At 67.5% G+C, this 26,904-nt stretch carries 26 protein-coding genes and 1 riboswitch; of the genes, 10 read left to right on the top strand and 16 right to left on the bottom strand.

The window, feature by feature from the left end; translation table 11 throughout:
- Positions 1–307: 307 nt before the first annotated feature.
- Genes rsmA through CTA01S_RS14930 form a run of 3 tightly spaced genes read right to left on the bottom strand, consistent with a single transcriptional unit; the run spans position 308 to position 4,697 of the window.
- The gene (rsmA, locus tag CTA01S_RS14940; RefSeq protein WP_062196703.1) at positions 308–1,069 is read right to left on the bottom strand and encodes a 16S rRNA (adenine(1518)-N(6)/adenine(1519)-N(6))-dimethyltransferase RsmA; all 762 of its coding nucleotides are present in this window, start codon (positions 1,067–1,069) and stop codon (positions 308–310) included.
- Positions 1,066–2,391, bottom strand: coding sequence for a peptidylprolyl isomerase (locus tag CTA01S_RS14935; protein WP_019561900.1), 1,326 nt, complete (start codon positions 2,389–2,391; stop codon positions 1,066–1,068). Before CTA01S_RS14935 ends, rsmA begins: the two co-directional genes overlap by 4 nt.
- A gap of 32 nt (positions 2,392–2,423) precedes the next feature.
- Complete coding sequence (locus tag CTA01S_RS14930) at positions 2,424–4,697, bottom strand: LPS-assembly protein LptD (RefSeq protein ID WP_062196702.1); 2,274 nt, start codon at positions 4,695–4,697, stop codon at positions 2,424–2,426.
- 140 nt (positions 4,698–4,837) lie between these two features.
- On the opposite strand from CTA01S_RS14930, the gene CTA01S_RS14925 reads away from it, so the two are divergent.
- The gene (locus tag CTA01S_RS14925; RefSeq protein WP_157451395.1) at positions 4,838–5,917 is read left to right on the top strand and encodes an aminoglycoside phosphotransferase family protein; all 1,080 of its coding nucleotides are present in this window, start codon (positions 4,838–4,840) and stop codon (positions 5,915–5,917) included.
- A gap of 48 nt (positions 5,918–5,965) precedes the next feature.
- Here CTA01S_RS14925 and CTA01S_RS14920 read toward each other — a convergent pair whose 3' ends face one another.
- The gene (locus CTA01S_RS14920; protein ID WP_232301090.1) at positions 5,966–6,958 is read right to left on the bottom strand and encodes a LysR family transcriptional regulator; all 993 of its coding nucleotides are present in this window, start codon (positions 6,956–6,958) and stop codon (positions 5,966–5,968) included.
- A gap of 212 nt (positions 6,959–7,170) precedes the next feature.
- On the opposite strand from CTA01S_RS14920, the gene CTA01S_RS14915 reads away from it, so the two are divergent.
- The gene (locus CTA01S_RS14915) at positions 7,171–7,548 is read left to right on the top strand and encodes a DUF4148 domain-containing protein (protein ID WP_062196700.1); all 378 of its coding nucleotides are present in this window, start codon (positions 7,171–7,173) and stop codon (positions 7,546–7,548) included.
- A 43-nt stretch (positions 7,549–7,591) separates the two neighbouring features.
- Positions 7,592–8,314 carry a 16S rRNA (uracil(1498)-N(3))-methyltransferase gene (locus tag CTA01S_RS14910; RefSeq protein WP_019561905.1) on the top strand — a complete coding sequence of 241 codons (723 nt, stop codon included), beginning with the start codon at positions 7,592–7,594 and terminating at the stop codon, positions 8,312–8,314.
- Between the two features lie 92 nt (positions 8,315–8,406).
- Here CTA01S_RS14910 and CTA01S_RS14905 read toward each other — a convergent pair whose 3' ends face one another.
- From CTA01S_RS14905 to CTA01S_RS14895, 3 genes are all read right to left on the bottom strand, one after another.
- Complete coding sequence (locus CTA01S_RS14905) at positions 8,407–9,270, bottom strand: fumarylacetoacetate hydrolase family protein (protein WP_062196699.1); 864 nt, start codon at positions 9,268–9,270, stop codon at positions 8,407–8,409.
- Positions 9,267–10,766: a M20/M25/M40 family metallo-hydrolase gene (locus tag CTA01S_RS14900; protein ID WP_062196698.1), complete on the bottom strand. Its 1,500-nt coding sequence runs from the start codon at positions 10,764–10,766 to the stop codon at positions 9,267–9,269. The genes CTA01S_RS14905 and CTA01S_RS14900 overlap by 4 nt, the downstream gene beginning before the upstream one ends.
- A gap of 98 nt (positions 10,767–10,864) precedes the next feature.
- The gene (locus CTA01S_RS14895; protein ID WP_062196697.1) at positions 10,865–11,725 is read right to left on the bottom strand and encodes an alpha/beta hydrolase; all 861 of its coding nucleotides are present in this window, start codon (positions 11,723–11,725) and stop codon (positions 10,865–10,867) included.
- A gap of 134 nt (positions 11,726–11,859) precedes the next feature.
- Between CTA01S_RS14895 and CTA01S_RS14890 the strand changes: the two genes are divergently transcribed.
- Positions 11,860–12,570: a VC0807 family protein gene (locus CTA01S_RS14890; RefSeq protein WP_062196696.1), complete on the top strand. Its 711-nt coding sequence runs from the start codon at positions 11,860–11,862 to the stop codon at positions 12,568–12,570.
- A gap of 4 nt (positions 12,571–12,574) precedes the next feature.
- On the opposite strand, the gene CTA01S_RS14885 is transcribed toward CTA01S_RS14890, so the two are convergent.
- From CTA01S_RS14885 to CTA01S_RS14870, 4 genes are all read right to left on the bottom strand, one after another.
- Positions 12,575–13,540 carry a recombination-associated protein RdgC gene (locus CTA01S_RS14885; RefSeq protein ID WP_062196704.1) on the bottom strand — a complete coding sequence of 322 codons (966 nt, stop codon included), beginning with the start codon at positions 13,538–13,540 and terminating at the stop codon, positions 12,575–12,577.
- A gap of 69 nt (positions 13,541–13,609) precedes the next feature.
- A complete protein-coding gene (locus tag CTA01S_RS14880; RefSeq protein WP_062196695.1) occupies positions 13,610–14,200 on the bottom strand; it encodes an IMPACT family protein in 591 nt (196 codons plus the stop codon).
- Between the two features lie 8 nt (positions 14,201–14,208).
- Positions 14,209–14,850: a DsbA family oxidoreductase gene (locus CTA01S_RS14875; protein ID WP_062196694.1), complete on the bottom strand. Its 642-nt coding sequence runs from the start codon at positions 14,848–14,850 to the stop codon at positions 14,209–14,211.
- Positions 14,851–14,892: 42 nt separating this feature from the next.
- On the bottom strand, positions 14,893–16,869 hold the full coding sequence (locus CTA01S_RS14870) for a sensor histidine kinase (RefSeq protein WP_062196693.1): 1,977 nt from the start codon (positions 16,867–16,869) through the stop codon (positions 14,893–14,895).
- 330 nt (positions 16,870–17,199) lie between these two features.
- On the opposite strand from CTA01S_RS14870, the gene CTA01S_RS14865 reads away from it, so the two are divergent.
- Entirely contained in the window at positions 17,200–18,414 is a 1,215-nt protein-coding gene (locus tag CTA01S_RS14865) for an extracellular solute-binding protein (RefSeq protein ID WP_062196692.1), read from the top strand.
- A gap of 6 nt (positions 18,415–18,420) precedes the next feature.
- Here CTA01S_RS14865 and metW read toward each other — a convergent pair whose 3' ends face one another.
- From metW to CTA01S_RS14850, 3 genes are all read right to left on the bottom strand, one after another.
- Positions 18,421–19,005: a methionine biosynthesis protein MetW gene (gene metW / locus CTA01S_RS14860; protein WP_019561915.1), complete on the bottom strand. Its 585-nt coding sequence runs from the start codon at positions 19,003–19,005 to the stop codon at positions 18,421–18,423.
- Positions 19,002–20,138 (bottom strand): homoserine O-succinyltransferase MetX, encoded by a 1,137-nt coding sequence (metX, locus tag CTA01S_RS14855; RefSeq protein WP_062196691.1) that lies wholly within the window; start codon positions 20,136–20,138, stop codon positions 19,002–19,004. Before metX ends, metW begins: the two co-directional genes overlap by 4 nt.
- A gap of 40 nt (positions 20,139–20,178) precedes the next feature.
- Positions 20,179–20,253, bottom strand: a riboswitch (SAM riboswitch).
- Positions 20,250–21,095: a metallophosphoesterase gene (locus CTA01S_RS14850; RefSeq protein ID WP_062196690.1), complete on the bottom strand. Its 846-nt coding sequence runs from the start codon at positions 21,093–21,095 to the stop codon at positions 20,250–20,252. Its footprint overlaps the riboswitch before it by 4 nt.
- Before the next feature lie 45 nt (positions 21,096–21,140).
- Between CTA01S_RS14850 and CTA01S_RS14845 the strand changes: the two genes are divergently transcribed.
- A complete protein-coding gene (locus tag CTA01S_RS14845; RefSeq protein WP_232301089.1) occupies positions 21,141–21,929 on the top strand; it encodes an FkbM family methyltransferase in 789 nt (262 codons plus the stop codon).
- On the opposite strand, the gene CTA01S_RS14840 is transcribed toward CTA01S_RS14845, so the two are convergent.
- Complete coding sequence (locus CTA01S_RS14840) at positions 21,901–22,506, bottom strand: YceI family protein (RefSeq protein ID WP_062196688.1); 606 nt, start codon at positions 22,504–22,506, stop codon at positions 21,901–21,903. The two genes, CTA01S_RS14845 and CTA01S_RS14840, sit on opposite strands and share 29 nt — an antisense overlap.
- Positions 22,503–23,324 carry a CDP-alcohol phosphatidyltransferase family protein gene (locus CTA01S_RS16910; RefSeq protein ID WP_062196687.1) on the bottom strand — a complete coding sequence of 274 codons (822 nt, stop codon included), beginning with the start codon at positions 23,322–23,324 and terminating at the stop codon, positions 22,503–22,505. Before CTA01S_RS16910 ends, CTA01S_RS14840 begins: the two co-directional genes overlap by 4 nt.
- Before the next feature lie 57 nt (positions 23,325–23,381).
- Here CTA01S_RS16910 and CTA01S_RS14830 point away from each other — a divergent pair, with 57 nt between their 5' ends.
- The 4 genes from CTA01S_RS14830 to CTA01S_RS14815 are packed head-to-tail and all read left to right on the top strand — an operon-like array spanning position 23,382 to position 26,825.
- Entirely contained in the window at positions 23,382–24,407 is a 1,026-nt protein-coding gene (locus tag CTA01S_RS14830; RefSeq protein WP_232301088.1) for a zinc-dependent alcohol dehydrogenase, read from the top strand.
- A gap of 23 nt (positions 24,408–24,430) precedes the next feature.
- The gene (locus tag CTA01S_RS14825; RefSeq protein WP_019561922.1) at positions 24,431–24,856 is read left to right on the top strand and encodes a 6-pyruvoyl trahydropterin synthase family protein; all 426 of its coding nucleotides are present in this window, start codon (positions 24,431–24,433) and stop codon (positions 24,854–24,856) included.
- A 2-nt stretch (positions 24,857–24,858) separates the two neighbouring features.
- Entirely contained in the window at positions 24,859–25,935 is a 1,077-nt protein-coding gene (locus CTA01S_RS14820) for a glycosyltransferase family 4 protein (protein WP_062196685.1), read from the top strand.
- The gene (locus CTA01S_RS14815) at positions 25,932–26,825 is read left to right on the top strand and encodes a hypothetical protein (RefSeq protein ID WP_062196684.1); all 894 of its coding nucleotides are present in this window, start codon (positions 25,932–25,934) and stop codon (positions 26,823–26,825) included. The genes CTA01S_RS14820 and CTA01S_RS14815 overlap by 4 nt, the downstream gene beginning before the upstream one ends.
- Positions 26,826–26,904 lie beyond the last annotated feature (79 nt).

The raw sequence follows: 26,904 nt of genomic DNA, 5'->3' as shown, positions 1-26,904 counted from the left end.
ATCCCTCGGGAGGAGTGGCCGCGCATCCGTCAGGCGGCCCCCTTTCTCCCCGACGAGGAATACACTGGCCCCATCGAGGGGCCTGCGAATTGGCGTGAGGAGCTGGACGAAGCTGCCTCGCCTCCACCATCGACCCCAGCCGCCCTCACTTCAAGGCCGGCGAGGCGATGCCGGACTTCCAGTCCGACTGGGGACAGGTCATTGGGCCGTGGGCCCCTCTCCAAGAGGGCTGCCCCCCCAAGCCAACACGTATCGGCCCACGATCCTGACGGATCAGGATTGGGCTCGCCGGCCTGAAGGTGCCGCATCAGCGGCGCAAGGCTTGGGCCAAGGCAACGTATTGGGCCACCGGCACTTCCTCGGCGCGGCGCTGCAGGTCGAACGATCCCTCAAAGCCCTGAGTCTCGAGCCAGCGCCCTAGGCTGTGGCGCAGCAGTTTGCGCCGCTGTGAGAAAGCCACGGCGACCAGTTCGCTCAGCACGGCGATGTCGACGTCGAGGAGCTCACGGCGGGGCGTCATGCGCACGACGGCCGAATCCACCCGCGGGGGCGGCTCGAAGGCCTGCGGCGGCACCTCGAAGAGGGATTCGATCTCGTAGCGCCATTGCAGCATCACGCTCAGGCGGCCATAGTCCTTCTGGCCCGGGGTGGCAGCCATGCGCTGGACCACTTCTTTTTGCAGCATGAAGTGCTGATCGACGATGGCCTCCACCTGGGCCAGCACGTGAAAGGCAATGGGCGAGGAGATGTTGTACGGCAGGTTGCCCACCACGCGCAGGCGCTGCCCCTGCTGCTGCGCAAGCGCGCGGAAGTCGACCGTGAGCACGTCGGCCTCGATGACCTGCAGTTGCGCTCGCCGGCGCAGGCGTGCGGCCAGGTCCCGGTCGAGCTCGATCACGGTCAAGCGATGGCAGCGCTCCAGCAAGGGCTCGGTCAGCGCCCCCAGCCCCGGGCCGATCTCGACCAAGGCCTGTCCGGGCTGCGGGTCGATGGCCCGCACGATGGCATCGAGGACGGTGGTGTCGGTCAGGAAATGCTGACCGAAGCGCTTGCGCGGGATGTGTTTCACAACTCGGGACGCACGCGGATGTCGATGTAGGCCCGCTCGCGAATCTCGCGCGCCCACTCTTCGTAAGCCTGCTCGTACTTGCTCTCTCGCAGCACATTGCGCGCCAGCTCGCGTTGTTCGCGCGGGTCGATGCGGGTCTGGCGGCGATCGGTGACTTGCACCAGGTGCGCGCCGAAGCGCGACAGGAAGGGCTCGGACAGTCGCCCTGTGGGCAATGCGTCCATCACGCGCTCGAATTCGGGCACGAACTGGCCGGGGCTGGCCCAGCCCAGGTCGCCGCCTTGCGAGGCGCTGCCGTCTTCGGAGTATTCGCGGGCCAGCTGCGCGAAACTGGCCTCGCCTTGCTCGATGCGGCGCTTGTATTCGCCCAACCGACGCAAGGCCGTCTCGGCCGACAGCTGCGGCGACAGGCGCAACAAGATGTGCCGAGCGCGTGTCTGGGTGATCCAATCGGCGCTGGCCGAGCGGCGCTCGTGCAGCTTGAGGATGTGGAAGCCCGCACCCGAACGCACCAGCGCCGGCGCCACCTCGCCACTTTGGAGCGGCTCGACGGCCGACACGAAGAGTTCGGGCAGGCGCGATGCCGGCCGCAGGCCGAGGCGCCCCCCGTCCTCACGGGACGCATCGGAATGCGCCCGCACCAGCGCGGCAAAATCGGCTCCGGCGCGGGCCTGGGCCAGCAGACTTTCGGCCTTGGCTCGGCGTTCGGCCACGACGGATTCGCTAGCCCCTTCGGGCACGGCCACGAGCAGTTGGGCAATGTCGTACTCGGCCGCACCGGCCTGACGGGCACGCTGTTGGGCCAAGTAGTCGTCGATTTCCGCCTCGGTCACGCGGATGCGGGCCTGCACTTCGCGCTCGCGCACCCGCTGCAGCAAGATCTGGTCGCGCAGGTTGTTGCGAAAGCGCGCATAGTCCAGCCCCTCGGCGGCCAGACGCTCTCGCAACTGCGGCGCGGTGAGCTGGTTTTGGGCGGCCACATTGGCCACCGCGCGATCGAGTTCGGCCTCGTCCACCCGCACGCCGGTGTCGCGCGCATGCGAGAGCTGGGCCCGCTCGTCGATCAGGGCGTTGACGATCTCGCTGATGAGCTGGGCGCGCGGGGGCAGGCGCGTGCCGTTGCGTGCGGCCTCTTGTTCGATGCTTGCGAGCCGGCGCTTCACGTCACTGAAGGTGACGAGCTCTTGATTGACGACGGCCACGATGTAGTCGCCGCGCAGTTCGGTGCGGTCTTGGGCCCAGGCCCCTGACAGCAGCGTGACGGCAGCGGCGAGCACGACCAGCGGACGCCATGCGGCAAGACGGATGGAGCGGAAAGTCATGGACATGGGGATCCTGGAAGGTGCGCGCGAGTTCATTCGTCGCGCAGCAACTGATAGCCGGGGATATTGTCCCTCAAGGTCTTCAGCGGGTTGCTGCCCAGGCGGGACAGTCCCACGAACTCGAGTTGCAGCATCAGCCGAGTGACGGCTTCTTGCTGGCCGGTGGATCGGCGCTCGGCGACGATGCGCCCGATCCAGCAACCGGAATCGTATTCCAGGCCCAGCAATGAGTCGGTCAGGCGCGATTCGGCCAAGCTGTAGTTCAGCCGGCCCACCCCATACCAGCGGCCGACGCAACCGGCCTGTGCATGGCCACGCGCGCCGGTGTAGATCGGCCATTGCCAACCGATGTCGAGCTGTTCGCTGGCGCCGCGCACGAGACTGTAGCGCGCGCCCACGGTGCGAAAAGGCCCCGGATGGTAGCGCACGGACAGATTGGAGCGCACGGTGCGCTTGATCTCGGGGTTGTACTGCACCGACCCACCCAGCTGCCAATTCGGGATGAGACTGCTGTCGCCCAGCAGCAGCAGGTCGCTGGAACGTTGGGTGAATGGCACGCCTTCGGGAGTGATGCGCTGCTCGGCAAAGAGAAAGCGCTGCGCCACGCCCAGGCGCAAGGCCTCGGCGCCGGTGCTGGGCACGATGAAGCGCGAAGTCGCCCCCGCGGTGGCGGCCCGGACATCGGCCACGCGATCCACGCCAGAGAAGGGGTTGCTGTCGAACAGCGTGGTGAAGTTCAGATCCTTGGCCGCGCTGTCGAAATTGGGCAAGTCTTCCTGGCGGCGATAGGGGGTGTGGACCAGCAGCAGCCGCGGCTCCAGCGTCTGCAAATAGTCACGGCCGAACCAGCGGCTTTCGCGTTCGAACCGCAGTCCGCTATCCAGGCTCACGCTCGGAATCAGCCGGGAGGCGCGTTGGCGGCCGCCCACGAGGCTGGGCTCTTCGAGCCGGTAGGCCGCCGCGTTGAGGGACAGGCGCGGAATGACAAAGACCCCTGCCGTCTCGATCCAGGGCCAGTCGATGCGCGCCAGGGCATGCGTTCGCTGGCCTTCGGGGCGGGTGCTGATCGGCTCGTCGGGCAGTTCGAAACGGTTGTATTCGAGTTCGAGGTCCAGCCGGGGGCCGAAGGCCAGTCCCCAGGATCGACGCATGCCCAGCTGCGGCATGCGCGCATAGGGGCTCTCGATGGGCGCTTCCAGATCCTGCAGCACCTGCCAGCGCTGGATGCGAGCATAGGCCTGCCATTGACCGGCCCCGCCCCAGTCGGCCTGGGCATCGCTGGCCAGCAGCCGCGGCGTGAGCCCCGGGATGTTGCGCTCGAAGTCCTTCCAGTAGTCGTCGTCCGAGGCGCGGGTGTGCGTCCAGCGGTAGCGCCCTTGCAACGGCAAGGCGCCGCGGTGTTGCAGGTGCAGCAGGTGGCGGGCCTCACCGAAGCTGCGGTCTTCGGGCATCAGGTTGAATTGCAGCTCCCCGGCATGGGCCGGCGTGAGATAGCGCAGCTCACTGCCCAGGAAGGCGCCGCGGCGCGTGGCGATGCCCGGGGTGAGCGTCATGTCCAGCTGAGGCGCGATGTTCCAGTAGTAGGGCACGGCCAGCTCCAGGCCGCTGCGGCTGTCCAGGTTGAGCGAAGGCGGCAGCCAGCCCGATTTGCGCGCGTCCGACACCGGAAAGCTCAGCACCGGCGCGCCGAGGATGGGCACCCCGTAGAAGCGCAGCACCGCCCCCGTGGCCAGGCCCTCGTTGTGTTCGAAGTCGAGCTTGACGCCGCTGGCCTCCAACACCCAGGCGTACTGGCCCGTATCGTCGGGCGTGCAGCTCGAATAGCTGGCATCGATGGCCGCCACGCGATGGCGACCGAGGAAGTCCAGCCGTGCGGCCTGCCCTCCTGCGCCGGTCACGGCGAAATGGTAGGCCGGATGCAGAAAGAAGCCTTCGTAGCGTTCGACCTGGAGCTGCACCTCCGGGCCGCTGAAGACATTGCCATCGCGCCGAATCTCGACATGGCCGCTGGCCTTGGCCACGCCGTCGCGATGGTCGTAGGACAGGCGGTCGGCACGGATCTGCACCGGCCCTTGTGTCAGTTCGACCTCGCCCTCGGCCGTGGTGGTCTGCCCAGTGCGGCCGCTGAGCTCACGCGCCCGAATCACGATGGGTGCGGCCGGGGCTGCCGCTTGCGCTGGCGAAGACGAGGCGGGCTGCGCGTGCAGGTCGGTCAGCGCAACGACGAGCGCCGTCAGGCAGGCGGCACCGCCATGCAGGCGGCCACGATGAGGAAGCAGCGAAGCAAGGATCGGGCGGCTTGACAAGGCAAATCAGCAGTCGAAACGCCACGTCGGCCACCTCGGCAGGCGCCGAGGCTGCCGGCAGCGGTTTGTAGAATCGGCGGATTATTCCACGTCGCCGCAGGCCGACCCGCCCGGCCCCGACTTTCTGCACACCCCTGCCCATGAATGCCAGCGTGTCCCCGCCGCTTCGCACCGAAGCCGCCCCCGTGACCTGGCCAGACCCCGCCCGCGAAGCGGCCTTCAGGGCCTGGCTCGCCAGTCTGCGCGGCTTCGAGCTGGACCCTGCCAGCCTGCGCGCGGCCAGCGCGGATGCGAGTTTTCGGCGCTACCTGCGACTGGACGGACCGAACGGCCCGCGCATCGTGATGGATGCGCCGCCCACGCACGAGGACTGCCGACCCTTCGTCGCCTTGGCGCGGCTGTTGCGACAGGCCGGTCTGCAGGCCCCCGAAGTGCTGGCCTGGAACGAGGCCGAGGGCTTCATGCTGCTGTCCGACCTGGGCTCGACCACCTACTTGCAGGCCGTGCAAGCCCACCCGGAACGGGCCGACGCGCTGTACCGGGACGCGTTGCGGGCCCTGGTGCGTTTGCAAGGCATTCCAGCGGCCGAGCAGGTGCCGGCCTACGACCGCACCTTGCTGTGGCGCGAGATGGAGCTTTTTCCCCAGTGGTACGTCGCCCGTCACCAAGCCATGGCCTTGAGCCCCCAAGATCAGGCGGTGCTGCACGCCAGTTTCGAGCTGTTGTCGGCCAATGCGTTGGCCCAGCCGCGTGTGCTGGTGCATCGCGACTACCACAGCCGCAACCTGATGGTCTGTGGGGAGCCGGGCGAGCCCACCAATCCCGGGGTGCTGGACTTCCAGGATGCGGTGTGGGGGCCGATCACCTATGACTTGGTCTCGCTGTTGCGCGATGCCTATGTCGAATGGGAAGAAGCGCAGCAAATCGACTGGGCCGTGCGGTATTGGGAAGCCGCCCGTCGCGCCGGCCTGCCGGTGCATGCCGACTTCGGCGAGTTCTGGCGCGACTTCGAGTGGATGGGCTTGCAACGCCATTTGAAAGTGCTGGGCATTTTCTGCCGCTTGTTCCACCGCGACGGCAAGGACGGCTACCTCAAAGACCTGCCCTGGGTCTGGCGCCAGGCCCACCACGTGGCCTGTCGCTACCGAGAATTCGCCGCCCTGGCGCGGCTGCTGGAGAAAGTGGCCGGGCAAGAACGCCAGGTGGGCTACACCTTCTGAATCACCGCGCGACGCCGCCGGCCCGGGATGGTCGGGCCTGCGCGGCCCTCAGGCCAGTGCGGCCCGCAAGGCAGCCTCGCCCCGAGGCGCGCCACACCAGCTCGACGGCGTCTGGCAGCCAGCGGCCTCCAGCCAGGGGTCGCGGTCCTCGCCGCCGAAGGTGTCGACCAGGAAATCCAGGAACACCCGCGTGCGGGCCGGCAGATGCTTGCGAGTGGGGATGGCCGCATAGATGCGGGTGGTCAAGACCTGCCATTGCGGCAACACGCGCTCCAATGCGCCTTCGATCAAGGCGTCGGCCACCACGAACGACGGCAAACCGGCCACGCCCATGCCGGCCAGCGCCGCGGCATACGTGGTGTCCAGATGCGAGGAAGCCAGCACCGGCATGCCCGGCTCCAAGGTCACCGCTTCGAGCGCCTGGCCGCGCTCGTCCACCCCGCGCTGGAAGGTGATGCCGCCTTGCACGAGGCTCGGCGGCGGCAGCAAGGACTCGTGCTGCAGCAAATCCTGCGGATGCTGGGGCCGACCGCGGCGCTGCAGATACTGCGGCGCTGCGCAAGTCACCACCTCCGAGCGCGCCAAGCGGCGAGCCACGAAATGTCCGTCCAGCGGCTTGCGGCCAAGCATCAGGATGCTGACATCGTGCGACTCGTGCACCGTCTCCACCGGGCCGGGCACGGTCAGCTCCAAGGTGATGCGCGGAAACTGCTGTCGGAAGCGCGGCAGATGCTTGGCCAGCTGATGCACCGCAAACGCCGGTGGGCACACCACGCGCAAGTGCCCGCTGGGTTCACGCACGGCCGCCTGCGCCAAGGCCTCGGCCTCGTCGATGTCACTCAGGATCTGGCGCACGCGATCCAAATAGGCCTCGCCGGTGTCGGTCAGGCTGAGCCGCCGCGTGGTGCGCTGGATCAAGCGCGCCCCCAAATGGGCTTCCAGATCGGCCACCGCCCGCGTCACCACGGCTGCCGACAGATCCAAGGCCCGCGCAGCCGCGGCAAAGCCGCCGCACTCGATCACCTTGGCAAATATGCGCATGGACTGCAATCGATCCATTTCAAGTCCTGAGTTCCTTGCAGATTCAGCAATTGTTCATTGAAGCACAAGACGTTTTTCCTCCTAGGGTTAACCCCTAAAGTTCGTTCCGTCGATGAACGCGACGCCGGCAACGAGCCGGGTCGCTCAGCGAGGGGCCGCTCAGGATGAGCCCGATCGGCCCGATTCGGTAACCCTCACCAGGAGCTGTCACCATGCAAGCCAAGACTCTGATCGCCACCGCCGTGTTTGCCGGTTTCGCCGCCGGTGCTTTTGCTCAAGAAGCCACGGTGTTCGACATTCCCACCACATCGCAGCTGACCCGCGCCGAGGTCAAAGCGCAAATCCGTCAAGCCGACCCGGCCGTGCTGTATGCCGGCGAGGCCACGGTGTTTGCCGACAACGCCAAGGCCACTGCCGGCCGCAGCCGCGAAGAAGTGCGCGCCGAAGCGCGCCAAGCGCTGCGCGACGGCGTGAGCTTCGGCGGCGAAGCCACCCTGTTCCCGCAAGAGCAGTTCGCCAGCGTGCGCACCCGCGAGGAAGTGCGCGCCGAAGCGATCGAGCACCTGCGCCGTCAGCGGCACGGCAGCTGATCGACACGGTCGGGGCGGGGCGGCATTTGGCACACTGCGGCCCATGCCCCGCGTGCATGTCGATCTCGCGCTGGCCTGTGGCCAGCAGCTGACCCTCCCGCCCGGACCGTCCCGGCATGTGCAGGTCTTGCGCCTGCAAGCCGGCGACGGTCTGGTGCTTTTCAACGGCCAAGGTGGCGAATGGGTCGCCACCATCACCCGCATGGGCCGTCAGGCCGTGGACGTGCGCATCGATCGCCATCTGGACATCGAGCGCGAGCTGCCACGCCGCATCACGTTGGCCGTGGGCATGCCGGCCAACGAGCGCATGGACACGCTGGTGGAAAAGGCCACCGAACTGGGGGCCGCAGCCTTGCTGCCGCTGGTGTGCGAGCGCTCGGTGCTGCGCCCCACGGGCGAACGCGCGCAGAAAAAACAAGCCCATTGGCAGGCCGTGGCCGTGGCCGCCTGTGAGCAAAGCGGGCGCAACCGTGTGCCCATGGTCGAGCCGGTGCGTGGGTTGCGCGAGGCGCTGGGGCGGCTGGAGGCCGGCATGCAGCGCTGGGTGCTCAGCCTGCGTGAGGAGGCCACGCCCTTGCCGCTGGCGCTGCGCGAGCTGCCTGCGCAGGCCCCCCTGGTGTTGCTCAGCGGCCCGGAAGGCGGCTTGAGTCCAGCAGAAGAAGACCTGGCCCGTGCACACGGTTTTCGTCCCGTGAACCTGGGACCGCGTGTGCTGCGTGCCGAAACCGCCCCGCTGGCGGCGTTGGCGGCGTTGGCCATGGTCTGACGCCCCCGCGCGTCGGCGCCCCCCGTCCGGCGGTGCCCACACCGCCCTGCCCGCCCGCCTGGGCCGCCATGGCGTGGACCTGATGGGCCGCCTCAGTCGCGCAACAGCGCGGCCTTCCAGGCGTGCACGCGCTGATGCTGTGTTCCCAGCCCACTGATGCCCAGACGCAGCTCATCGCCCTCGCGCAAAAATCGCGGGGGCTTGGCGCCCATGCCCACGCCCGGCGGGGTGCCGGTGCTGATCAAGTCGCCGGGGCGCAGGGTCATGAAGTGGCTGATGTAGCTGATGAGCTGGGCCACGCCAAAGACCATGGTGCGGGTATTGCCGCGCTGGCGCGGCTGGCCGTTGAGGTCGAGCCACAGATCCAGGGCCTGCGGGTCGGCCACCTCGTCGGCCGTGACCAGCCAGGGCCCCACCGGACCGAAGGTTTCGCAGCCCTTGCCTTTGTCCCATTGTCCGCCGCGCTCCAATTGGTATTCACGCTCGGACAGATCGTTGACCACGCAGTACCCGGCCACGTACTGCAAAGCCTCGTGCGGGCTGACATAGCGCGCCGTGCGGCCGATCACGACGCCCAGCTCCACTTCCCAATCGCTCTTGAGCGAGCCTTGCGGCAGCACGATGGGGTCGTTCGCTCCGACCACGCAGTCGTTGGGCTTGAGGAAAAGAATGGGCTCCTTGGGCACGGGCATGCCCGCCTCGGCCGCGTGATCGCTGTAGTTCAACCCCACGCAGACGAACTTGCCCATGCCGGTCCATGGTGGGGCCACACGCCCAGGCGCCTCGACCACGGGCAGCGCCTGCACATCGAGCCGCCGCAAGGCCTCCAAGCCCTCCGGCATGAGGGTCTGGGCGGTGATGTCGGTCATCACCCCGGACAAATCGCGCACCCGGCCCTGTGCGTCGACCAGGGCCGGGCGCTCACGCCCCGGCTCACCATATCGCATCAGCTTCATCGCATCTCATCCTGGGGGCCAGGCATCGCCGCGATCACCGCAGCCACCGCGGCGGTGAGCTTCTTGCCATAGGGCACGTGCAAAAACTCGTTGGGCCCGTGCGCATTGCTCTTGGGGCCAAGCACGCCGCAGACCATCATCTGTGCCGTGGGAAAGCCCTGCTGCAGCAAATTCATCAACGGGATGGTGCCGCCTTGGCCGATGAAGCCCACCGGCGCGCCATAGAAGGTTTGGGACGCCCCCTCCAGCGCCTGATGCAGCCAGGGCGCCAGCGTCGGCGCATTCCACCCGCTGGCCACACCGGCGTCGGGCTGAAAGGTCACCTTGGCTTGATACGGCGGGTCGGCTTCGAGCAGGGCTTTGAGGTCCTGCGCCGCCTGCACGGCATCGACCAGCGGCGGCAGGCGCAGCGACAGCTTGAAGGCCGTGTAAGGCCGCAGCACATTGCCGGCGCTGCCCAGCGGCGGCAAGCCTTCGGCGCCGGTGACGCTGAGGGTGGGCCGCCAGGTCCGCCGCAGCAGTGCCTCGGTGGGATCGGTCGTGGTGGGCAGAGTGACGGCGCCTTCGGCCCCGCAGGCCCAGGGGTAGCGCTTCCAAACTTCCTCGCCCAGGATGCGCGCGGTGGCCTGCGCCTGTTCGATGCGCTCGGCCGGAATCTCGCAGTGAAAGCTCTGCGGCCACAAACGGCCGGTCGCGCTGTCCTCCAGCCGGTCCAGCAGGCGACGCAGGATGCGGAAGCTGGACGGCACCAAGCCGCTGGCATCGCCCGAGTGCACGCCCTCGGTGAGCACTTCGACTTTGAGCACGCCGCTGACCATGCCGCGCAGCGAGGTGGTCAGCCACAGCTGGTCGTAGTTGCCGGCGCCGGAGTCGAGGCACACCACCAGGCCGACGTGGCCCAGACGCGGGCGCAAGGCATCGATGTAGGACGGCAGGTCGTACGAGCCGCTTTCCTCGCAGGTTTCGATCAGGCCCACCACGCGCGGGTGCGCGATGCCCTGGCGCTGCAAGGCCAGCAGCGCGGTGATGGCGGCATAGACCGCATAACCATCGTCGGCCCCGCCGCGGCCATAGAGCTTGCCGTCTTCGTATTTGGGCGTCCAGGGGCCAAGGTCGGCGCGCCAGCCGCTGAACTCGGGCTGCTTGTCCAGATGGCCATACATCAGCACGGTCTCGGTGCTGCCCGCTTTGGTGGCCGGCACCTCGAAGAACAGCACCGGCGTGCGCGGTCGCCCGGCCGCATCGCTCAGGCGCACCACCTCCAGCTTCAGACCCGCCACCTTTTGGCTCTCGACCCAGGCCGCCGCACGGCGAATCACCGTCTCGATGTGCTGGTTTTCGATCCACTGTGGATCGAAGGCCGGCGACTTGGCCGCAATGGCGATGTAGTCGGTCAGCTGCGGGATGATCTCGCGGTCCCAGGCCTCGTCGACGAAGGCTTGCAGGCTGCCAGCGTCGGCCAGCGGGTCCCGCGGCAGGCGATCGGGGGCGTTCATGTGGCGCTCCTTCAAACGGCGTCAGGAGGAATCCACACAGTGTAGTCCGCCCCGACGGACCCCGCCGCGCCGGCGATGGTTCAGAGGTGAACCTTCGCTCAGTCCCGCGGACGCGGCAGACGAGCGCCCAGCCAGGCCCGCATCACATCGAACACCCGCTCGCGCGCCTCCAGTGGCTCGTTGAGCAACTCGTGGAAATAGCCCTCGAACGGATGCGCCTGCACCAGGTCTTGAGGCGCGAGCGCCGCAAAGGTGGCGCTGCCGGCCGGGCGCACCAAGCGGTCGGCCGTGGCCCACATCAGCAGCGTGGGCACTTTCCACTGCGATGCGCAGGCACGCACGAACTCGCCGCCTTGCAACAAGAAGTTCACCAGGCGCGGCGTGATCCGGTCATGCACGAGCGGATCGCTCTTGTAGGCCACCACCACGTCCGGGTCGCGCGAGATGCCGTTGGCATCCAGCCCATTGGGCAGTTGCAGCGTGGGGGTGAGCTTGTAACTGGCTTTGAGGGCGGCCAGCTGCAGCGCCGACAGGCCGATGTCCAAGGCCGGAGACGACAACATCACGGCGTCCACGGGCCGCAACTGGCCGGCCACCAAGCGCGCCACCGTGAGCCCGCCCATGCTGTGACCGAACAGCACCAAGGGCCCTGGATGCTGCTGACGCACGTGGTCGATCACGCCGGCCAGATCGGTCAGTAGATCGTCATCTTTTTGCAAGCTGCCGCGCGGCCCCAGCGACAAACCATGGCCACGGTGATCGTAGCCCACGACCTGGAAGCCCCAGTCACGCAGGCGCATGGCCACGTGTTCATAGCGCGCGCTGTGCTCGCCCAGCCCATGCACGATCAACACGACGGCGCGCGCAGCGCCCTCGGGGGCAGGCCAAGTGCGCAAGCTCAGCAAAGTGCCATCGTAGGCCGACAGCGTGGAGACGGTGGCGGTGGAGGCATGGGTCATGTGGCGCTCGGGTACACAATGGAGAACCGGCTGGACTATGCTTGCTGGACCTGCGACTGTCCAGTCCCAGGAACCCGATGGTCTGCGCCGCTTGCGAGGCCACACTTGCGGTTTGCCCCATTTTCACGCCCCCCATGACCCCCAGGACTCCCTCCCACCCGCTGTTGGAAATCGGCATCGCCATCGTGGTGCCGGCGCTGATCTTGATGAAGCTCAGCGATGCGCAACACCTCGGGCCGGCCCGCGCGCTGGTGCTGGCTTTGGCGTTTCCGCTCGGCTGGGGGTTGTACGAAGGTCTGCGCAAGCGGCACCTCAGTTGGATAGCCGTGCTGGGCCTGCTGAGCACCTTGCTGACCGGCGGCATCGGTCTGTTACAGCTGGATGCCCAATGGCTGGCGGTCAAGGAGGCGGCCGTGCCAGGCCTCATCGGCCTGGTGGTGTTCGCCTCGGCGTTCACGCGCACGCCGCTGATCCGCGCGCTCGTCTACAACGACACGGTGCTGGATGTGCAGCGGGTCCAACGCCATCTCGAAGAACGCGGCCATGTGCAGGCCTTCGAAGCACGGCTGCGCACCGGCACGCTGCTTGTGGCCGGCACCTTTGCGTTTTCTGCGGTGATGAACTATGCGCTGGCGCGCTGGATCGTCACCAGCCCCGCGGGCACCGAAGCGTTCAATGAGGAACTCGGGCGGCTCACCCTCGTGAGCTACCCGATGATCGCGCTGCCTTCGATGCTGATGATGGCGGGCGTGCTGTACTACCTGGTGCACGGCGCGCGTGCGCTCACCGGGCTGACACTCACCGAAATGCTCCACCACGGCGAGGATGCCGCCCGCCAGGGCTGAACGCTCACCAGGGCGCCGCGTCGGCCTCGGTCGGCGTGGGGTCGAACCCGGGGCGCGGGGCCGCCGCCGTCGCACCGGGCTCCTGCTCGCCACCCAGCGCCTCGATGAGGTCGGGGATCAGGCGGCGCAGTTCTGCGGTGGCAATCGCCACATCGGCATCGAAGGCCTCGTCAGCCCCCACGCTGGGGCGGTCTTCGTACACACCGTCCAGGAAATCCAACCGCTTGAGTTGCAAGCCTTCGGTGAGCACGAAGGACACGCGTTCGGCCCAGGTCAGCGCCAGCCGCGTCGGCCGTTTGCCAGATTGGATGTGCGCACGCACCTCGTCGATGTCGAGCCGATGGCGCGCATAGCGCACCACCGATTTCATCTCATCGTCCGATTTGAGCTCGCATTCACGGTCCACGGTGAAGCCGGCCGCCGGCTCGCCGCTGAGCAGCCAGTCCGACATCAAGGCCTGCGGTGAGACCGCGGTGTGGATCTGCCGCACCTCGAATCCTGGCAGGGCCTTGACCAACAGCGTGACCACCTCTTCGGCGCGCGCTGCGCTGCTGGTGTCGATGGCCAACAAATGCCGTGCCGGATCGATCCACACCCACCGCGTAGAGGCTCGCGTGAACGCCTGCGGCAACAGTTCGAGCGCGGCTTGCTCGCGCAATTCTTTCATCTGCTTGCGCCCGGGCTTGCGGCCGGTGCTGTGCTCGATGTGTTGCGCGATGTCATCGGCGCGTTCGCGCACGACCGCACTGGGCAACAGCTTGCGCTGGACTTTCAGGCGCAGCACCCATTGACCATCGACGGCTTCCAGCAGCGGCCCGTGGGCCAGGCCGCGCGGCGGCACCCACCCGGCCGATTGCAGCTGCGCGGCGCCGCAAGGCTGAAACACGTCTTTTTGCAGCAGGTCTTCCACCTGCGAGGAAGAGGCCGACCATGCGGCCCCGATGCGAAACAAGCTCAGGTTCTTGAACAAGGGCGACCCTCTGTCAACGCAAAAGCGGGCAAAAGCGGGAAAAAAGCCCGCATTGTCCACGCACAGCCGTCAGTCCGAAGTTGCCCAGCGGATGCGTCCACGCGCACGCTCGTTCAAACGCTCGCGCAGTGGGGATGCCATCGCTTCGCTCAAGCAATAGACCAGCCTCACCTCCTGGCCATGGGCCACCTCGACCAGCTCGGCCCCTGCCGCATCGAAGCTGGTTCGCACCCATCCCTCCAGCGCATACGGCACGATGCAAGACAAACGCACCCAGCGCTGCAATGGCACCTTCTGCGCCCGCTGCAAAGCCTGCGCCACCGTGTCGGTGTAGGCCCTGACCAAGCCACCGGCACCCAGCTTGACGCCGCCGAAGTAGCGCACCACGGTCGCCAACACGCCGTGCAAGTCATGATGCCGCAACACCTCCAGCATCGGGCGACCCGCCGTCCCGCTGGGCTCACCATCGTCATTGGCGGCCGACTGCCCGCCGGCGAGCAAGGCCCAACACACATGAGCCGCCCCGGGATGCGCCGCCCGCAGTTCGGCCACCCGCGCCAGTGCGGCCACGCGGTCGGCCACGGGCTCGACGCAGCCCAAGAATCGGCTTTTCTTGACGATCAGTTCACTGTGGGCCGCAGTTGCCAAAGTCCAAGGCATGGTAGAAGTCACTGCGTGGCGACCGCTTGGCGCAAGGCCTGCTCGAACACCTCCACCGGCTGAGCGCCCTGGATCAGAAACCGGTCGTTCAGAATGAACGAGGGCACGGCGCGAAGGCCCTGCCGGGCATAGAAGCGCTGGCGCTGACGCACCTCGGCCGCATACGCCTCACTGTGGAGGATGTCGCGCGCCTGTTGCGCATCCAGGCCCACGGCCTGTACCACCCGCCGCAGCACCGCCGCATCGCTTGGGTCCTGGCCTTCGGTGAAGTAGGCGACGAACAGCGCCTTTGTCAGCCGGTGCTGGGCCTCATCGCCCTGACTGCCGGCCCAATACAGCAAGCGGTGCGCATCGAAGGTGTTGACGATGCGGCTGCACTGATCCATGTGGAAGGTGAAACCCACGCTGCGGCCGCGCTGGCGGATCAGCTCGCGGTTGGCCGCCACTTGCTCGGGCCTCAGGCCGTATTTCTGCGCGAGGTGCTCGCCAATGTCCTGCCCGGTGCGCGGCATGTCCGAGTTCAACTCGAAAGGCTGGACGTGCAGTTGCAGCGGCACGCTGGGGGCCACGCGTTCGATCGCCCGCTCCAGGGCGCTCAAGCCGATGGCACACCAGGGGCAGACGATGTCGGAGACGAAATCGATCTTCATCCCCACGATTGTCCCTGCGTTCGCGGCGCGCGCCCAGAAGAACTACAACGTCACCCCGGCATGCTCGGCGGGCTGGGCCGGGCTGCGGCCGGCGTCCAGCCGAGGTCGGGCCAGCCGCACCGTGCACCAGAAGGTGCTGCCCTGTCCCACTTGGCTGTCCACGCCGATGTCGCCTCCCATTTGTTGCACCAGCATGCGCGTGATCGCCAAACCCAAGCCGGTGCCTGGGCGTTGGGCTTCACCGCCATCGTGCACCTGCACGTACGGCTGAAACAGCCGGGCGATTTGTTGTTCGTTCAGGCCCGGCCCGCTGTCGCGAACCCGGATGCACAGCGTGAGGCTCTGCTCGTCGCCGTCACGCTGTTCAACGGTCAAAGCAACCACGCCTCGATCGGTGAACTTGATGGCATTGGATACCAAGTTCAACACCACTTGCCGTAAGCGCACCGCATCCCCACGCACCGCTCTGGGCACCCCGGCATAGTCGTGCTCGAACTGCAACCCCTTGGCCTGCGCCTTGGTGTCCATGATCGACACCACGCTGCCCAATGCATCGTGCAAGTCGAACACTTCATCGGCCAGCTTGAACATGCCCGCTTCGATCTTGGACAGATCCAGCACATCGTTGACGATGTCCAGCAGATGTCGGGCCGCATCGTCCAGCATGCGCAGCTGCCGCTCACGCTGGTCAGTGGCCAAGCCATGCTGGAGCATGTACGAGATGCCGATGATCGCGTTGATCGGTGTTCTGATCTCGTGGCTGAACATCGCGACGAAGCGGCCCTTGGCCAGATTGGCCTGCTCGGCCTGTTGTTTGGCGGCTTGCAACTCTTCGGTGCGCTGGCGCACGCGCTGCTCCAGTTCGTCACGATGCTGCATGACTTCTTGGATGCGCTGCTGCAATGCAGCATGCATCTGCGCCAAGGCATCGGCCAGGATGTCGATTTCATCGAAGATCCGCTGAGGGGGCTGCCAATCGGCCGTGACCCCCTGCCGGTATCGCTGCGCCGCGGCAGACAGCTGACCCAGCCTGCGCGTCAATCGCCCGCTGATCCACCACATCCCGGCGGTCAGCACCCCCATGCCCGCCAACACCATGACGATCCAACGCCACGACCATGCCGGGGTGGCCACCCAACCGCGTTGCGGGTCGTACAGCACCACCACCTGCCCCAATGAAGTCTGACCATTGGCGCCCCAATACACGGGGGCCGAGGCCGTCCACTGCCATCCCCACTGGGGCCAGCTCGCCAGATGGGGCGCTGGCCGCTGCCACAGCGAGGCGAACACGGCCGGCGGCCACTGCGGTGGATCGAGGTCTGGAGGCGCGGCGAAGATGTCGCCGTCTTCGGACACCAGCAACACCCGCCGGCCCGAGGACTCGTCGTCTGCCAAGGGGGCCAGATATCGGCCCACGGCCTCCCAATCCACCCAACTGACCAGGTGTCCGTGCGATCGACCGTCAGGCCCCACGATGGGCACGGCCACCGCCATCAACAAAGGGGGACGGGACCGCGAATCGAGCGGTAGATAGGGTTCCAGCGCCGGCACACGACGCGGGGCTTGGACCGACACCGCCGCACGCGCGTCCAGACTCTGCGCCAGCGGGTAAGCCTGCCCCTCCAACAAGTGGCCCGTCGAGGCCACCACCCGGCCATCCGGAGCGACCCAGGCCAGCCAGACCGTCCCCCAGGGGAAGTACACACGGGCCTGCTCCAACCTCATGCGCACGAAGCTGGCCTCCATCAAGCCGCTGGCCAGTTCCGGCTGGCTGGCCAAGACGCCCAGCGACTCGGCTTGTTGCGCCACGGCCTGGCGCAGCACGCTGCTGAACAGTTGCGCCTGTTGTTCGACCGCACGTTGGACGATGAGGGTCGTTCGGCCGCGCTGATCCAGCCACACGGCGGCCGACATCGCCAGCGCAAAGCCCATCGCACACAGCGCCGCCACCCACGCGATGCGCGCACGCACGCTATGGCGAGGATCGATCCGGCCGATCAGACGCTCGACACCGTTCATCCTCGCCTCCGCATCATCGTCCTTGCTCGAGGAGGGCCGACTTGGCTACGATCGGTAGCCGCACCGCCCCTTCTCTGCCTCCACGCCATCGCCATGCCGTCATGCCACCACGTCGATTCGGCCATGGGGCCTACCGCGTTGCGCCAAGCATGCGCATGGGTAAAGCACACAGGATACGGCGCGCGACGGGTTTCTGACAAGCTGCGAGTTTGGGCGATCGCCGGCAGTGGGCTTGCGCTGCTGCTGGGACTCTCGGCCCCGATCTCACGGGCGCAACCGAAGGACGATCCACCGCGCGAGCTGGTCATTGCCACGGTCAACAACCAACACATGTTGCAGCTGCAGCGGCTCAGCCGTCATTTCGTGGCCGCCCACGCCCCGGTGCGCCTGCGCTGGGTCACCTTGGACGAAGACCAGCTGCGCCAAGTCGTCAGCCGGGATGTGATCAAAGGCGAAGGCCGGTTCGATGTGGTCACGCTGGGCAATTACGAGTCGCAGTCCTGGGCCACACAACCCTGGTTGGCTCGCCTGCACCCCTCGGCGGCCTATGAGGAGGACGAGATCCTGCCCAGCGTGCGGCGGGCCCTCAAGCAAGGAGACTCCTGGATCGCGCTGCCGTTCTATGCGGAAAGCAACATGACCATCGCACGGCGAGACTTGCTGGCGGCCGCTGGTGTGCCATGGCATGAACGGCCGTCGTGGGATGACATCCGTCGATGGGCGCAACGCCTGCATCGACCCGACCAGGGCATCTACGGGGTGTGCTTGCGCGGCAAGCCCGGCTGGGGTCAGAACATGGCTCTGTTGACGACCATGGCGCACACCTACGGCGCGCGCTGGTTCGATCCGCAATGGCGACCTGAACTGACCTCGCAGGCATGGCACACCGCCCTGACCCACTATCAAGAACTGCTCACACAGTACGGCCCCCCGGATGCGGCGGCCAATGGATACAACGAGAACCTCGCGCTGTTTGCTGCCGGGCGTTGCGCCCTGTGGGTCGATGCCACGGTCGCCGGCTACACCTTGGAGCACCCCGAGTTGTCGCGCGTGGCCGGGCAGGTGGCCTATGCGGCCGCGCCGGTGGGGCAACACCTCGAAGGCTCGCAATGGCTGTGGATTTGGGCTTTGGCCGTTCCGGCCAGCAGCCGCCAGCCCGAGCTGGCGCGGCGTTTCGTCGAATGGGCTACGTCGGCCGACTATCACCGGCTGGCCGCCCGCGAGGCGGGCTGGTCGGCCGTTCCTCCGGGGGTGCGCCGGGGGCTCTACGAACAGGCGGCGTTTTTGGCCCGCTTCCCCCATGCCCGGGTCGAGCAGGCGGCCCTCGAAACCGCCGACCCCCTCCGCCCCACCGCCCTGCCGGTGCCTTACGTGGGCATCCAGTGGGTGGGCATTCCGGAATTTCAAGCCCTGGGAACGGCGGTCGGGCATTTGCTGGCCCTGACCTTGCCGCCGCAGCGTCGAGCCGTGTCCGAGCAACTCACCCAGGCGCAACGCCTCGTGCGAACGCAGATGCAGCAGGCCGGCTACTTGAAACCGCCGTGAAGCGCCTCAGCCGCGCGTGAATTTGAACACGGCCACGCTGGCCAGCAGGTTGGGCCGACGCCGGACCACGCGCCCGGCCTGGATGCCAAAGGCATCGAGCACTTGCAGACCGTTCTTGCGCGCCAGCACCTCGAAGTCGGCATAGGTGCCCACGCGGATGTTGGGCGTGTCGTACCACTCGTACGGCAGCACGCGCGTCACCGGCATGCGCCCCAAAGCCACCTGTAGCCGATTGGGCCAGTGGGCAAAGTTGGGGAAGCTCACGATGCCGATGCGGCCCACGCGAGCCGTCTCACGCAGCATGGTCTCGGTGTTGCGGATGTGTTGCAGGCTGTCCAGTTGCAACACCACGTCGAAGCTCTGGTCCTCGAACATCGCCAGACCTTGTTCGAGATTGAGCTGCAAGACATTGACGCCTCGCTGCACGCAGGCCAGCAGCTTGGCGTCGTCGATTTCGACGCCGTAGCCAGTACACCCCTTGCGGTCGCGCAGCAACGCGAGCAACTCGCCATTGCCGCAGCCCAGGTCGAGGACGCGCGAGCCCTCGGGCACGAGTTCGGCGATCAGCTCCAGGTCTTTCCGTTCGCTCATGCCAGCTCCTTGGCAATGCGCTCGAAATAGGCCCGCACCACACCGTGGTAGCGGGCATCGTCGAGCAAGAAGGCATCGTGCCCGTGGGGAGCGTCGATCTCGGCGTAGCTCACCTCGCGGCGGTTGTCCACCAGCGCCTTGACGATCTCGCGCGAGCGCGCCGGCGAAAACCGCCAATCGGTGGTGAAGCTGACGACCAGAAACTTCGCCTGCGCCGCGGCCATGGTGCGCGTCAGATCACCGCCGTGCTCGGCGGCCGGATCGAAATAGTCCAGCGCCCGGGTGATCAGCAAATACGTGTTGGCATCGAAGTACTCGCTGAATTTGTCTCCTTGATAGCGCAGATAGCTCTCGATCTGGAACTCGATTTCCTGAGTGCTGTAGCCGAGTTCGGCCGCGCGCAGCTGCCGGCCGAATTTCTGCTCCATCACATCATCACTGAGATAGGTGATGTGGCCGATCATGCGCGCCACGCGCAAGCCACGCTTGGGCACCACGCCGTGGCGGTAGTAGTGCCCGCCATGAAAGTCCGGGTCGCTGATGATCGCGCGGCGTGCCACTTCGTTGAAGGCGATGTTCTGCGCGGAAAGATTGGGGGCGGTGGCAATGGCGATGCAATGGCGCACGCGGCGCGGGTAACGCAGACTCCAGGCCAGGGCCTGCATGCCACCCAGGCTGCCGCCAATGACCGCAGCCAATTGGTCGATGCCCAATCGGTCGAGCAAGCGGGCCTGCGCATCGACCCAGTCTTCCACGGTCACCACCGGAAAATCCGCCCCGTAGGGCTGGCCGGTGGCCGGATTGATGTGCATCGGCCCCGTCGAGCCAAAGCAGGACCCCGGATTGTTCACGCCGATGACGAAAAAGCGGTCGGTGTCCAGCGGCTTGCCTGGGCCCACGAGGTTGTCCCACCAGCCTTCACTGCGCGCCTGGCCCTCGTAGGTGCCAGCCACATGGTGCGAGGCATTGAGCGCATGACACACCAGCACGGCATTGCTCTTGTCGGCATTGAGCGTGCCGTAGGTCTCGTACACCAAGGTGTAGTCGGCCAGCGCGCAGCCGCAGCGCAGTGGCAACGGCTCGGCAAAATGCATCGCCTTTGGAACGACGTGTCCGATCGATCGTGAAGTCATGAGGCCCCAAACGACAAACCCGGCATCACGCTGAAGGTGAGGCCGGGTCGCCGTGCCCCCTTTAGCTGCATTTCTAAAGCGCCCGCAAGCCGGACAAATCGGCGCTGAAGTTCAAAGTATAGCCCCTGGCGTCACCTCGAACACCCGCATCGCATCGAAACCATCGCGCTCGCCCTTGTGGGCATAGCCCAGCGGATTGGCCACCACCCGGCAGCGCCAAGGGCGGCCATGGACGGTGCCTTCGGCGACATAGTCCACCCGGCAGTGCAGATGGCCATGCATCCACAGCTGCGCGCAAGGCAGCAAGTCGTCCAGCGCATTGCAAAAGCCGGCCGTGCCCGGCACCAAGCCATAGCGAGGATCGGCGCTGCGCAAAGAAGGCGCGAAATGCGTCACGACCACCGTGGGGCCGTCGAAGGACGTGCTCAAGGTCTCGCGCAGCCAGTGCTGACACTGGCGCCCGAGTTCAGCCAGGTCCTCGGCCAGTTGAGGCCGGCCCTGATGCAAGCTGGTGTTCTTGCGCAGATAGAAGTTCGCGGCTCGATAGGCTTTCTCGCGCTGCTGCTGCTGGCGCGCGGCATCGGCCTGCGGGTCGACCAGGGCTTCGAAATCCGTCCACAGCGTCGTGCCCACGAAGCGCACGCCGTCGATCACCACGGTTTGGCGCTCCAGCCACGTGATGCCCAGGCGTTCACAGGCCTCGCGCAACCTGGCATGGGCCTCCTCGTGCTCCAGCCCATCGTACTCGTGGTTGCCTGGCACGTAGAGCACCGTGGCCCAGGGTCCATGACCTGGCGCAAAACGAGCCAGCCCGAAGTCGGGCTCGTCCAGGCGCGAACCCGCCTGGTAAGAGCCGATGTCCCCGGCCAACACGAGCAGGTCGGCCCCCGGTGCGGCTTGGGGCACGAAGCCGGGATCGTTTTCGAGATGCAGGTCCGACAACAGTTGCAAGCGCATCGTGGCAGTCTAGAGCCTGCGCCGCCTGCGCGCACAATGCCCGCCATGACCCGACTCGCCCGTCTCTTCGGCGTGCTGCGTTCCCTGGCCATCTACCACGGCATTCCGTGGCGCTCGGCGCAGTTGCGGCGCTTCTACGCCCCGTTCGTGCCCGCCGGAGGGCTCGCCTTCGACGTGGGGGCCCATGTGGGCAACCGGGTGCGGGCCTTTCGTGCACTGGGCGCGCGCGTGGTGGCAGTAGAGCCGCAGCCCGATTTCGCGGCCTTGTTGTCGCGCTGGTTTGCGCACGACCCGAACGTGACGGTGCTGCCCGTGGCCCTGGGCCGCTCAGAAGGCCAAGCACGCTTGCTGGCCAGCGAAGCCACGCCCACGGTGAGCACTTTGTCGGCCGACTGGGCCCGGCGAGTCGGCGCCAGCGCCTCGTTTCGAGGCGTGCGCTGGTCGCCAGGGCCGTGGGTGCCAGTGAGCACGCTCGATGCACTGATGGCGCAACATGGCCAGCCAGATTTCATCAAGATCGACGTAGAAGGTTATGAGCTGGAAGTGCTCAACGGCTTGAGTCAGCCCGTGCCGGCCCTGTCTTTCGAGTTCCTGGCGCCGCTGCGCGACTTGGCACTGGACTGCATCGACCGCCTGGAAACCCTGGGCCGATACTCTTACCAATGGAGCTGGGGCGAGCGCTTGCGGCTGCATCCGCCCAGCCCGCTGGACGCCGAGGCGATGCGCGCATGGCTGCGCGCTTTGCCCCGGGATGCAGCCTCCGGCGACATCCTCGCGCGACGCCTCAGCCCCGCACCAGCACCTTTCACTGGCGCCGCGCCTCGAACTCGATGATCAGCTCGACGTCGTCGCCCACCCAGCCATTGGCCACGGCATAGTTCATGCCAAAGGCGCTGCGCTTGAAGCTGCCGCGCGCCGAGACCCCCATCACATAGGGCCGCCCCTGACCGGGGATTTCGTAAACATTGCTCTTGTTCCAAGTGGCCCGCAGCGTCAGCGGCTGACGCTGGCCCAGCAGTTCGAGCTGACCGTTGATCTCGTACAGACGCTCGCCCACGCGCTTGGCGCCCTCGGCGGTGAAAACCATGCGGGGGTACTCCTTCACATTCAGAAACTGGGCGCTGCGCAAGTGGTTGTCTCGGGCACGGTGGTTGGTGAACACACTGTCGGTGTCCACTTCGATGCGCACCTCGCTCAAGGTGCCCGTGGCTTCGTCGAAGCGATACGAGCCTCGGGCCTCGCGGAACAAGCCCAGCACCTTGGCGTAGCCGATGTGATCGACCAAGAAGCCGATCGACAGGTGCTCGGCATCGAGCACATACCGAGGAGCCTGGGCCCGCACAGCAGCGCAGCCGGCAAACAGCGCGAGCGCCAGCATCCAGGCGCGCCCATGTCGCAACAAGTGGGTCATGATGCATTCTCCAAGGGAAGATGACGCCGCTGGATCAACCAACGCACGTCCACAGCGAAGGAATAGGTCAGCAAGAGCAATCCCGCACCGGCGATGAGGGCCGCCGCAACCGACGGGATGATGGGACCCAGCGCGATGATCAAGGTGACGATCTGCACCACGCACACCGTCTTGCGGCGCAGGCTCGGCGGCAGCGGCCGCGCCAGCCACGGCCACAGGCGGCCGGCGGCCACGAAGGCATAGCGCATCGCCCCTGCGGCCAGCACCCACGGCCCGGCCTGACCGAACTGCACGATGAGCAGGCACAGCACGAGTATCAACGCGGCATCGGTTTCCATGTCCAAACGCGCCCCAAACTCGCTGACGTCCCCGTGGCGACGCGCCAGCGGGCCGTCCACGGCATCGAGCACGGCCCCCACCGTGGCCCAGACGACGACGGCCCAGCCCAACGCGATGCCTCCCGGGTGAGCGGCATGGGCCGCGTCTTCGCCCAGCAAAGCCGCCAGCATGGCCAGCATCGCCAAGCGCAGCAGGCTCACTCGATTGGCCACACCGAAGCGCGCATGCAGTTGCCCATCGGGCCTGCGGTGCGACGACAGCCCCCGCAACACCAGCACCGCAGCCAGCGCAAACACGCTCAGCGCCTTGGCCGCATATGCCGGACCCCACAGAGCCGGCCATGCCGCGCTTGCGCCCACGCCTGCGGCCAGCACCAGCGCAGCGCCCAGCAGCAAGCATCGCATCGCCTCGCGCCGCAAGGCCTGCAGCCCCCCCTCGCTTGCGGGAGCCGCCAACCCTGTGGCGCCCGTGTCCTTCATTCGCGGCATAAGATGCCTTTACAAGCTTCGCGACGTCGCCTTCGACCACACCGCCCCATGCCCCCCAGCGCCCCTCGGCCATCGTCTCACGAACCGCTTGCGCCGGCCACACCAGCGTGGGCCTGCTGGTTGGCCGAGCCCGGCCGGGCCGAACTGCGCGCTGAATTCCTGCGCGCTCCCACACGCACCGAAGTGTTGGTGCGCACCTTGCATAGCGGCATCAGTCGCGGCACCGAAAGCCTGGTCTTCCGCGGGGAAGTGCCCACCTCGGAATATGAACGCATGCGCGCGCCATTCCAAGCCGGAGACTTCCCTGCGCCGCTCAAATATGGCTATGCCAATGTCGGCGTGGTCGAGGCCGGCATGCCCGCTCTGATCGGCCGCACGGTGTTCTGTTTGTTCCCGCACCAAAGCCGCTATGTGGTGCCCGCCGAAGCCGTGGTGCCCGTGCCTGAAGGCGTGCCCCCGTCCCGAGCCGTGCTGGCGGCCAACATGGAAACCGCCTTGAACGCCCTGTGGGACGCTGCTGCGCCGCCTGGCGGGCGCGTCAGCGTGGTCGGCGGTGGGGTGGTCGGCCTGCTGGTGGCCTGGTTGGCCGCACGCACACCCGGCTGCCAGGTGGAACTGGTCGACATCGACCCGAGCCGCGCCAACATCGCCACCCACCTGGGCCTGGGCTTTGCCTCGCCCGAGGCCGCCTGTGGTGAGGCCGACCTGGTGGTGCATGCCAGCGGACAGCCCGCCGGGCTGCGCACCGCGCTGACGCTGGCAGGATTCGAGGCCACCGTGCTGGAGCTGAGCTGGTACGGCACCCGGACGGTGGACCTGCCGCTGGGACAGGCCTTTCATGCAAAACGGCTGGCGCTGCGCAGCTCGCAAGTGGGACAGGTGGCCACCCCCATGCGGGCACGCTGGAGCCGCCGCCGGCGCCTGGAGCGCGCCCTGGCGTTGCTGGCCCTGGACGCACGGCTGGACGCCTTGATCACTCACCATGCCCCTTTCGCACAGCTGCCCGAGGTGTTGTCCCGCCTGGCCCGCGGTGACTGCCCTGGCATCCTGTGCCATCGCATCGACTACGACTGAGCCACGACAGCCCCCTCATTCCCATGTACAGCCTCACCGTTCGCGATCACTTCATGATCGCCCACAGCTTCCGCGGCGCCGTCTTCGGCCCGGCCCAACGCCTGCATGGCGCCACCTATGTGGTCGATTTGGAGTTGCGCCGCCCCGCGCTCGATGCCGACGGGCTCGTGGTGGACATCGGCCGCGCCACCGAGGTGCTGCGCGAGGTCTTGTCGACACTGCACTTTCGCAATCTCGACGAGGAGCCCGCCTTCCGGGGCCACAACACCACCACCGAGTTCCTCGCGCGCGTGATCTTCGACCGCGTGGCCGAACGCATCGCCCGTGGCGACCTGGGCCCCAACGCGCTGGGCCTCACCCACGCCAAAGTGACGCTGCACGAATCCCACCTGGCCTGGGCCGCATTCGAAGCTGCGTTGCCGATCGCCCCGCCGCCGATGCATGCCTGACCATGCCTGGCTGCACCTTGCTGCTTCCGGGTGACCTCGACACCCCCACCGGCGGCTATCGCTACGACCGCGCCATGGTGCGCGGCCTGCGCGCGGCCGGCTGGCGCGTGGACGTGCTGAGCCTGCCCGGCAACTATCCCTGGCCCACGGCCGCGGCCGAACACGAGGCCCAACGTGCGGTGGCCGCCCTGCCCGAGGGCGAATGCGTGCTGGCCGATGGGCTGGCCTTCGGCGCGCTGCCCGGACTGGCCGCCGAGCATGCCCAGCGCCTGCGCTGGGTGGCCCTCGTGCACCATCCTCTGGCGCTGGAAACCGGCCTGCTGCCGGAACATCAAGCCGTGCTGCGCGACAGCGAAACCCGCGCCCTGTCGCACGCTCGGCACATCGTCGTCACCAGCCCGACCACGGCACGCACCCTCACCGCCGCCGGCCGCCAGGGCTGGGGCGTGACCCCGGGACGCGTGACCGTGATCGAACCCGGCGTGGACCCTGCCCCCGTGGCCACCGGCTCCTTGGCACACCGCGGCGTGCCCCGGTTGCTGTGCGTCGGCAGCCTGAGCGTGCGCAAAGGCCAGGCCGAGCTCGTCGAAGCACTGGCTGGCCTGCGGGAGCTGCCCTGGGAGCTGGTGTGCGCAGGCAGCACCACGCGCGACACCGAGACCACCCGCGCCGTGTGCGCTGCCATCGAGCAATACGGCTTGAGCGACCGCGTGCAACTGGCCGGGGTGGTCGAAGACCAGGCATTGGAGGCGCTGTACGCCTCGGCCGACCTGTTCGTGCTGCCGTCCTGGTATGAAGGCTACGGCATGGTCTATACCGAGGCGCTGGCCCGCGGCCTGCCCGTGGTGTGCACCAGCGGCGGCGCCAGCCCCGAGACCGTGCCCGAAGCCGCCCGCCTGATGGTGCCCCCCGGCGACGTGCGCGCCCTGCGCGACGCCTTGCGAGGCTGGCTCACCACCCCGCGGCTGCGGGCCAAGCTCGCCGCCGGGGCGCGACAGGCCCGCGAACGCCTGCCGCGCTGGGAGCGGGCCGTCGAGCACATGGCCCGGCTGCTGCTCGAGGTGGGCGTGCGGCCATGAGCGGCTTCTCTGTCGACTGGCTGGCCTTGCGCGAGCCCGCGGATCAAGCCGCCCGCCAAGCCGCAGCACGCCGTCTCGACGCCAATGCGCTGGCAGGCAGCCTGCGCGGCGCCCACGCCGTCCTGGGCGTGCTCGACCTGGCCTGCGGCACGGGGGCCAACCTGCGCGCGTTGGCCCCTGATCTGGCAGGCCGACAAACCTGGACCCTCATCGACCATGACCCGGCCCTGCTGGCCGCTGTGCCCGCGGCATTGCAGCACTGGGCTCGACGGCACGGCCACGCCTGCGACATCGACCCCAGTGGGCAACGAGGTGCGTTGCGTGACGCCGCAGGCCGCTGGCACGTGCACTGGCAGACCCGCTGCCTGGACCTCGCCACGGAACTCGACCGCCTGCCCTGGGCCGGCGTGCAACTGCTCACCGCCTCGGCACTGATCGACCTCGTCTCCGAGGACTGGCTGCGACGGCTGGTGATGGCCAGCCATGCTCACGGCGCGGCCGTGTGGATGGCCCTTGGCGTCGACGGACGCGACCATTGGACCCCGAGCGACCCGGACGATGCCTTGGTTCGAGCCGCCTTTGGCGCCCACCAAGGGCGCAACAAAGGCTTTGGCCCGGCCCTGGGACCCCGGGCCCCGCAAGTCCTTGTCCGCTTGCTGGCCGATACCGGCTACCGCGTCCGCACTGCCGCCTCGGATTGGCTGCTCGAAGGTCCCCGCACCGCCGCCTTGCGCCGTGCCCTGGTCGAAGGCATCCAGGCTGCCGCCTGCGAACAGCAACCCACCCAGGCCACCACCTTTCGCAACTGGGCGAGACGGCGGCAGGCGCACATCGAGCACCTGTGCGTGCGCGTGGGGCACACCGAGGTCGTCGGATGGTGGCACGCATGACCCCATATCCGCACGGACCCGTCGACCGCCACACGCCCCAGCCATCCAAGAAGCCACCCGATGCTCTGGAGAGGCAAGG

It is taken from the genome of Caldimonas taiwanensis NBRC 104434 (genome assembly GCF_001592165.1).
Classification (GTDB): domain Bacteria; phylum Pseudomonadota; class Gammaproteobacteria; order Burkholderiales; family Burkholderiaceae_C; genus Caldimonas; species Caldimonas manganoxidans.
This window is presented reverse-complemented; position numbering and strand designations above follow the sequence as displayed.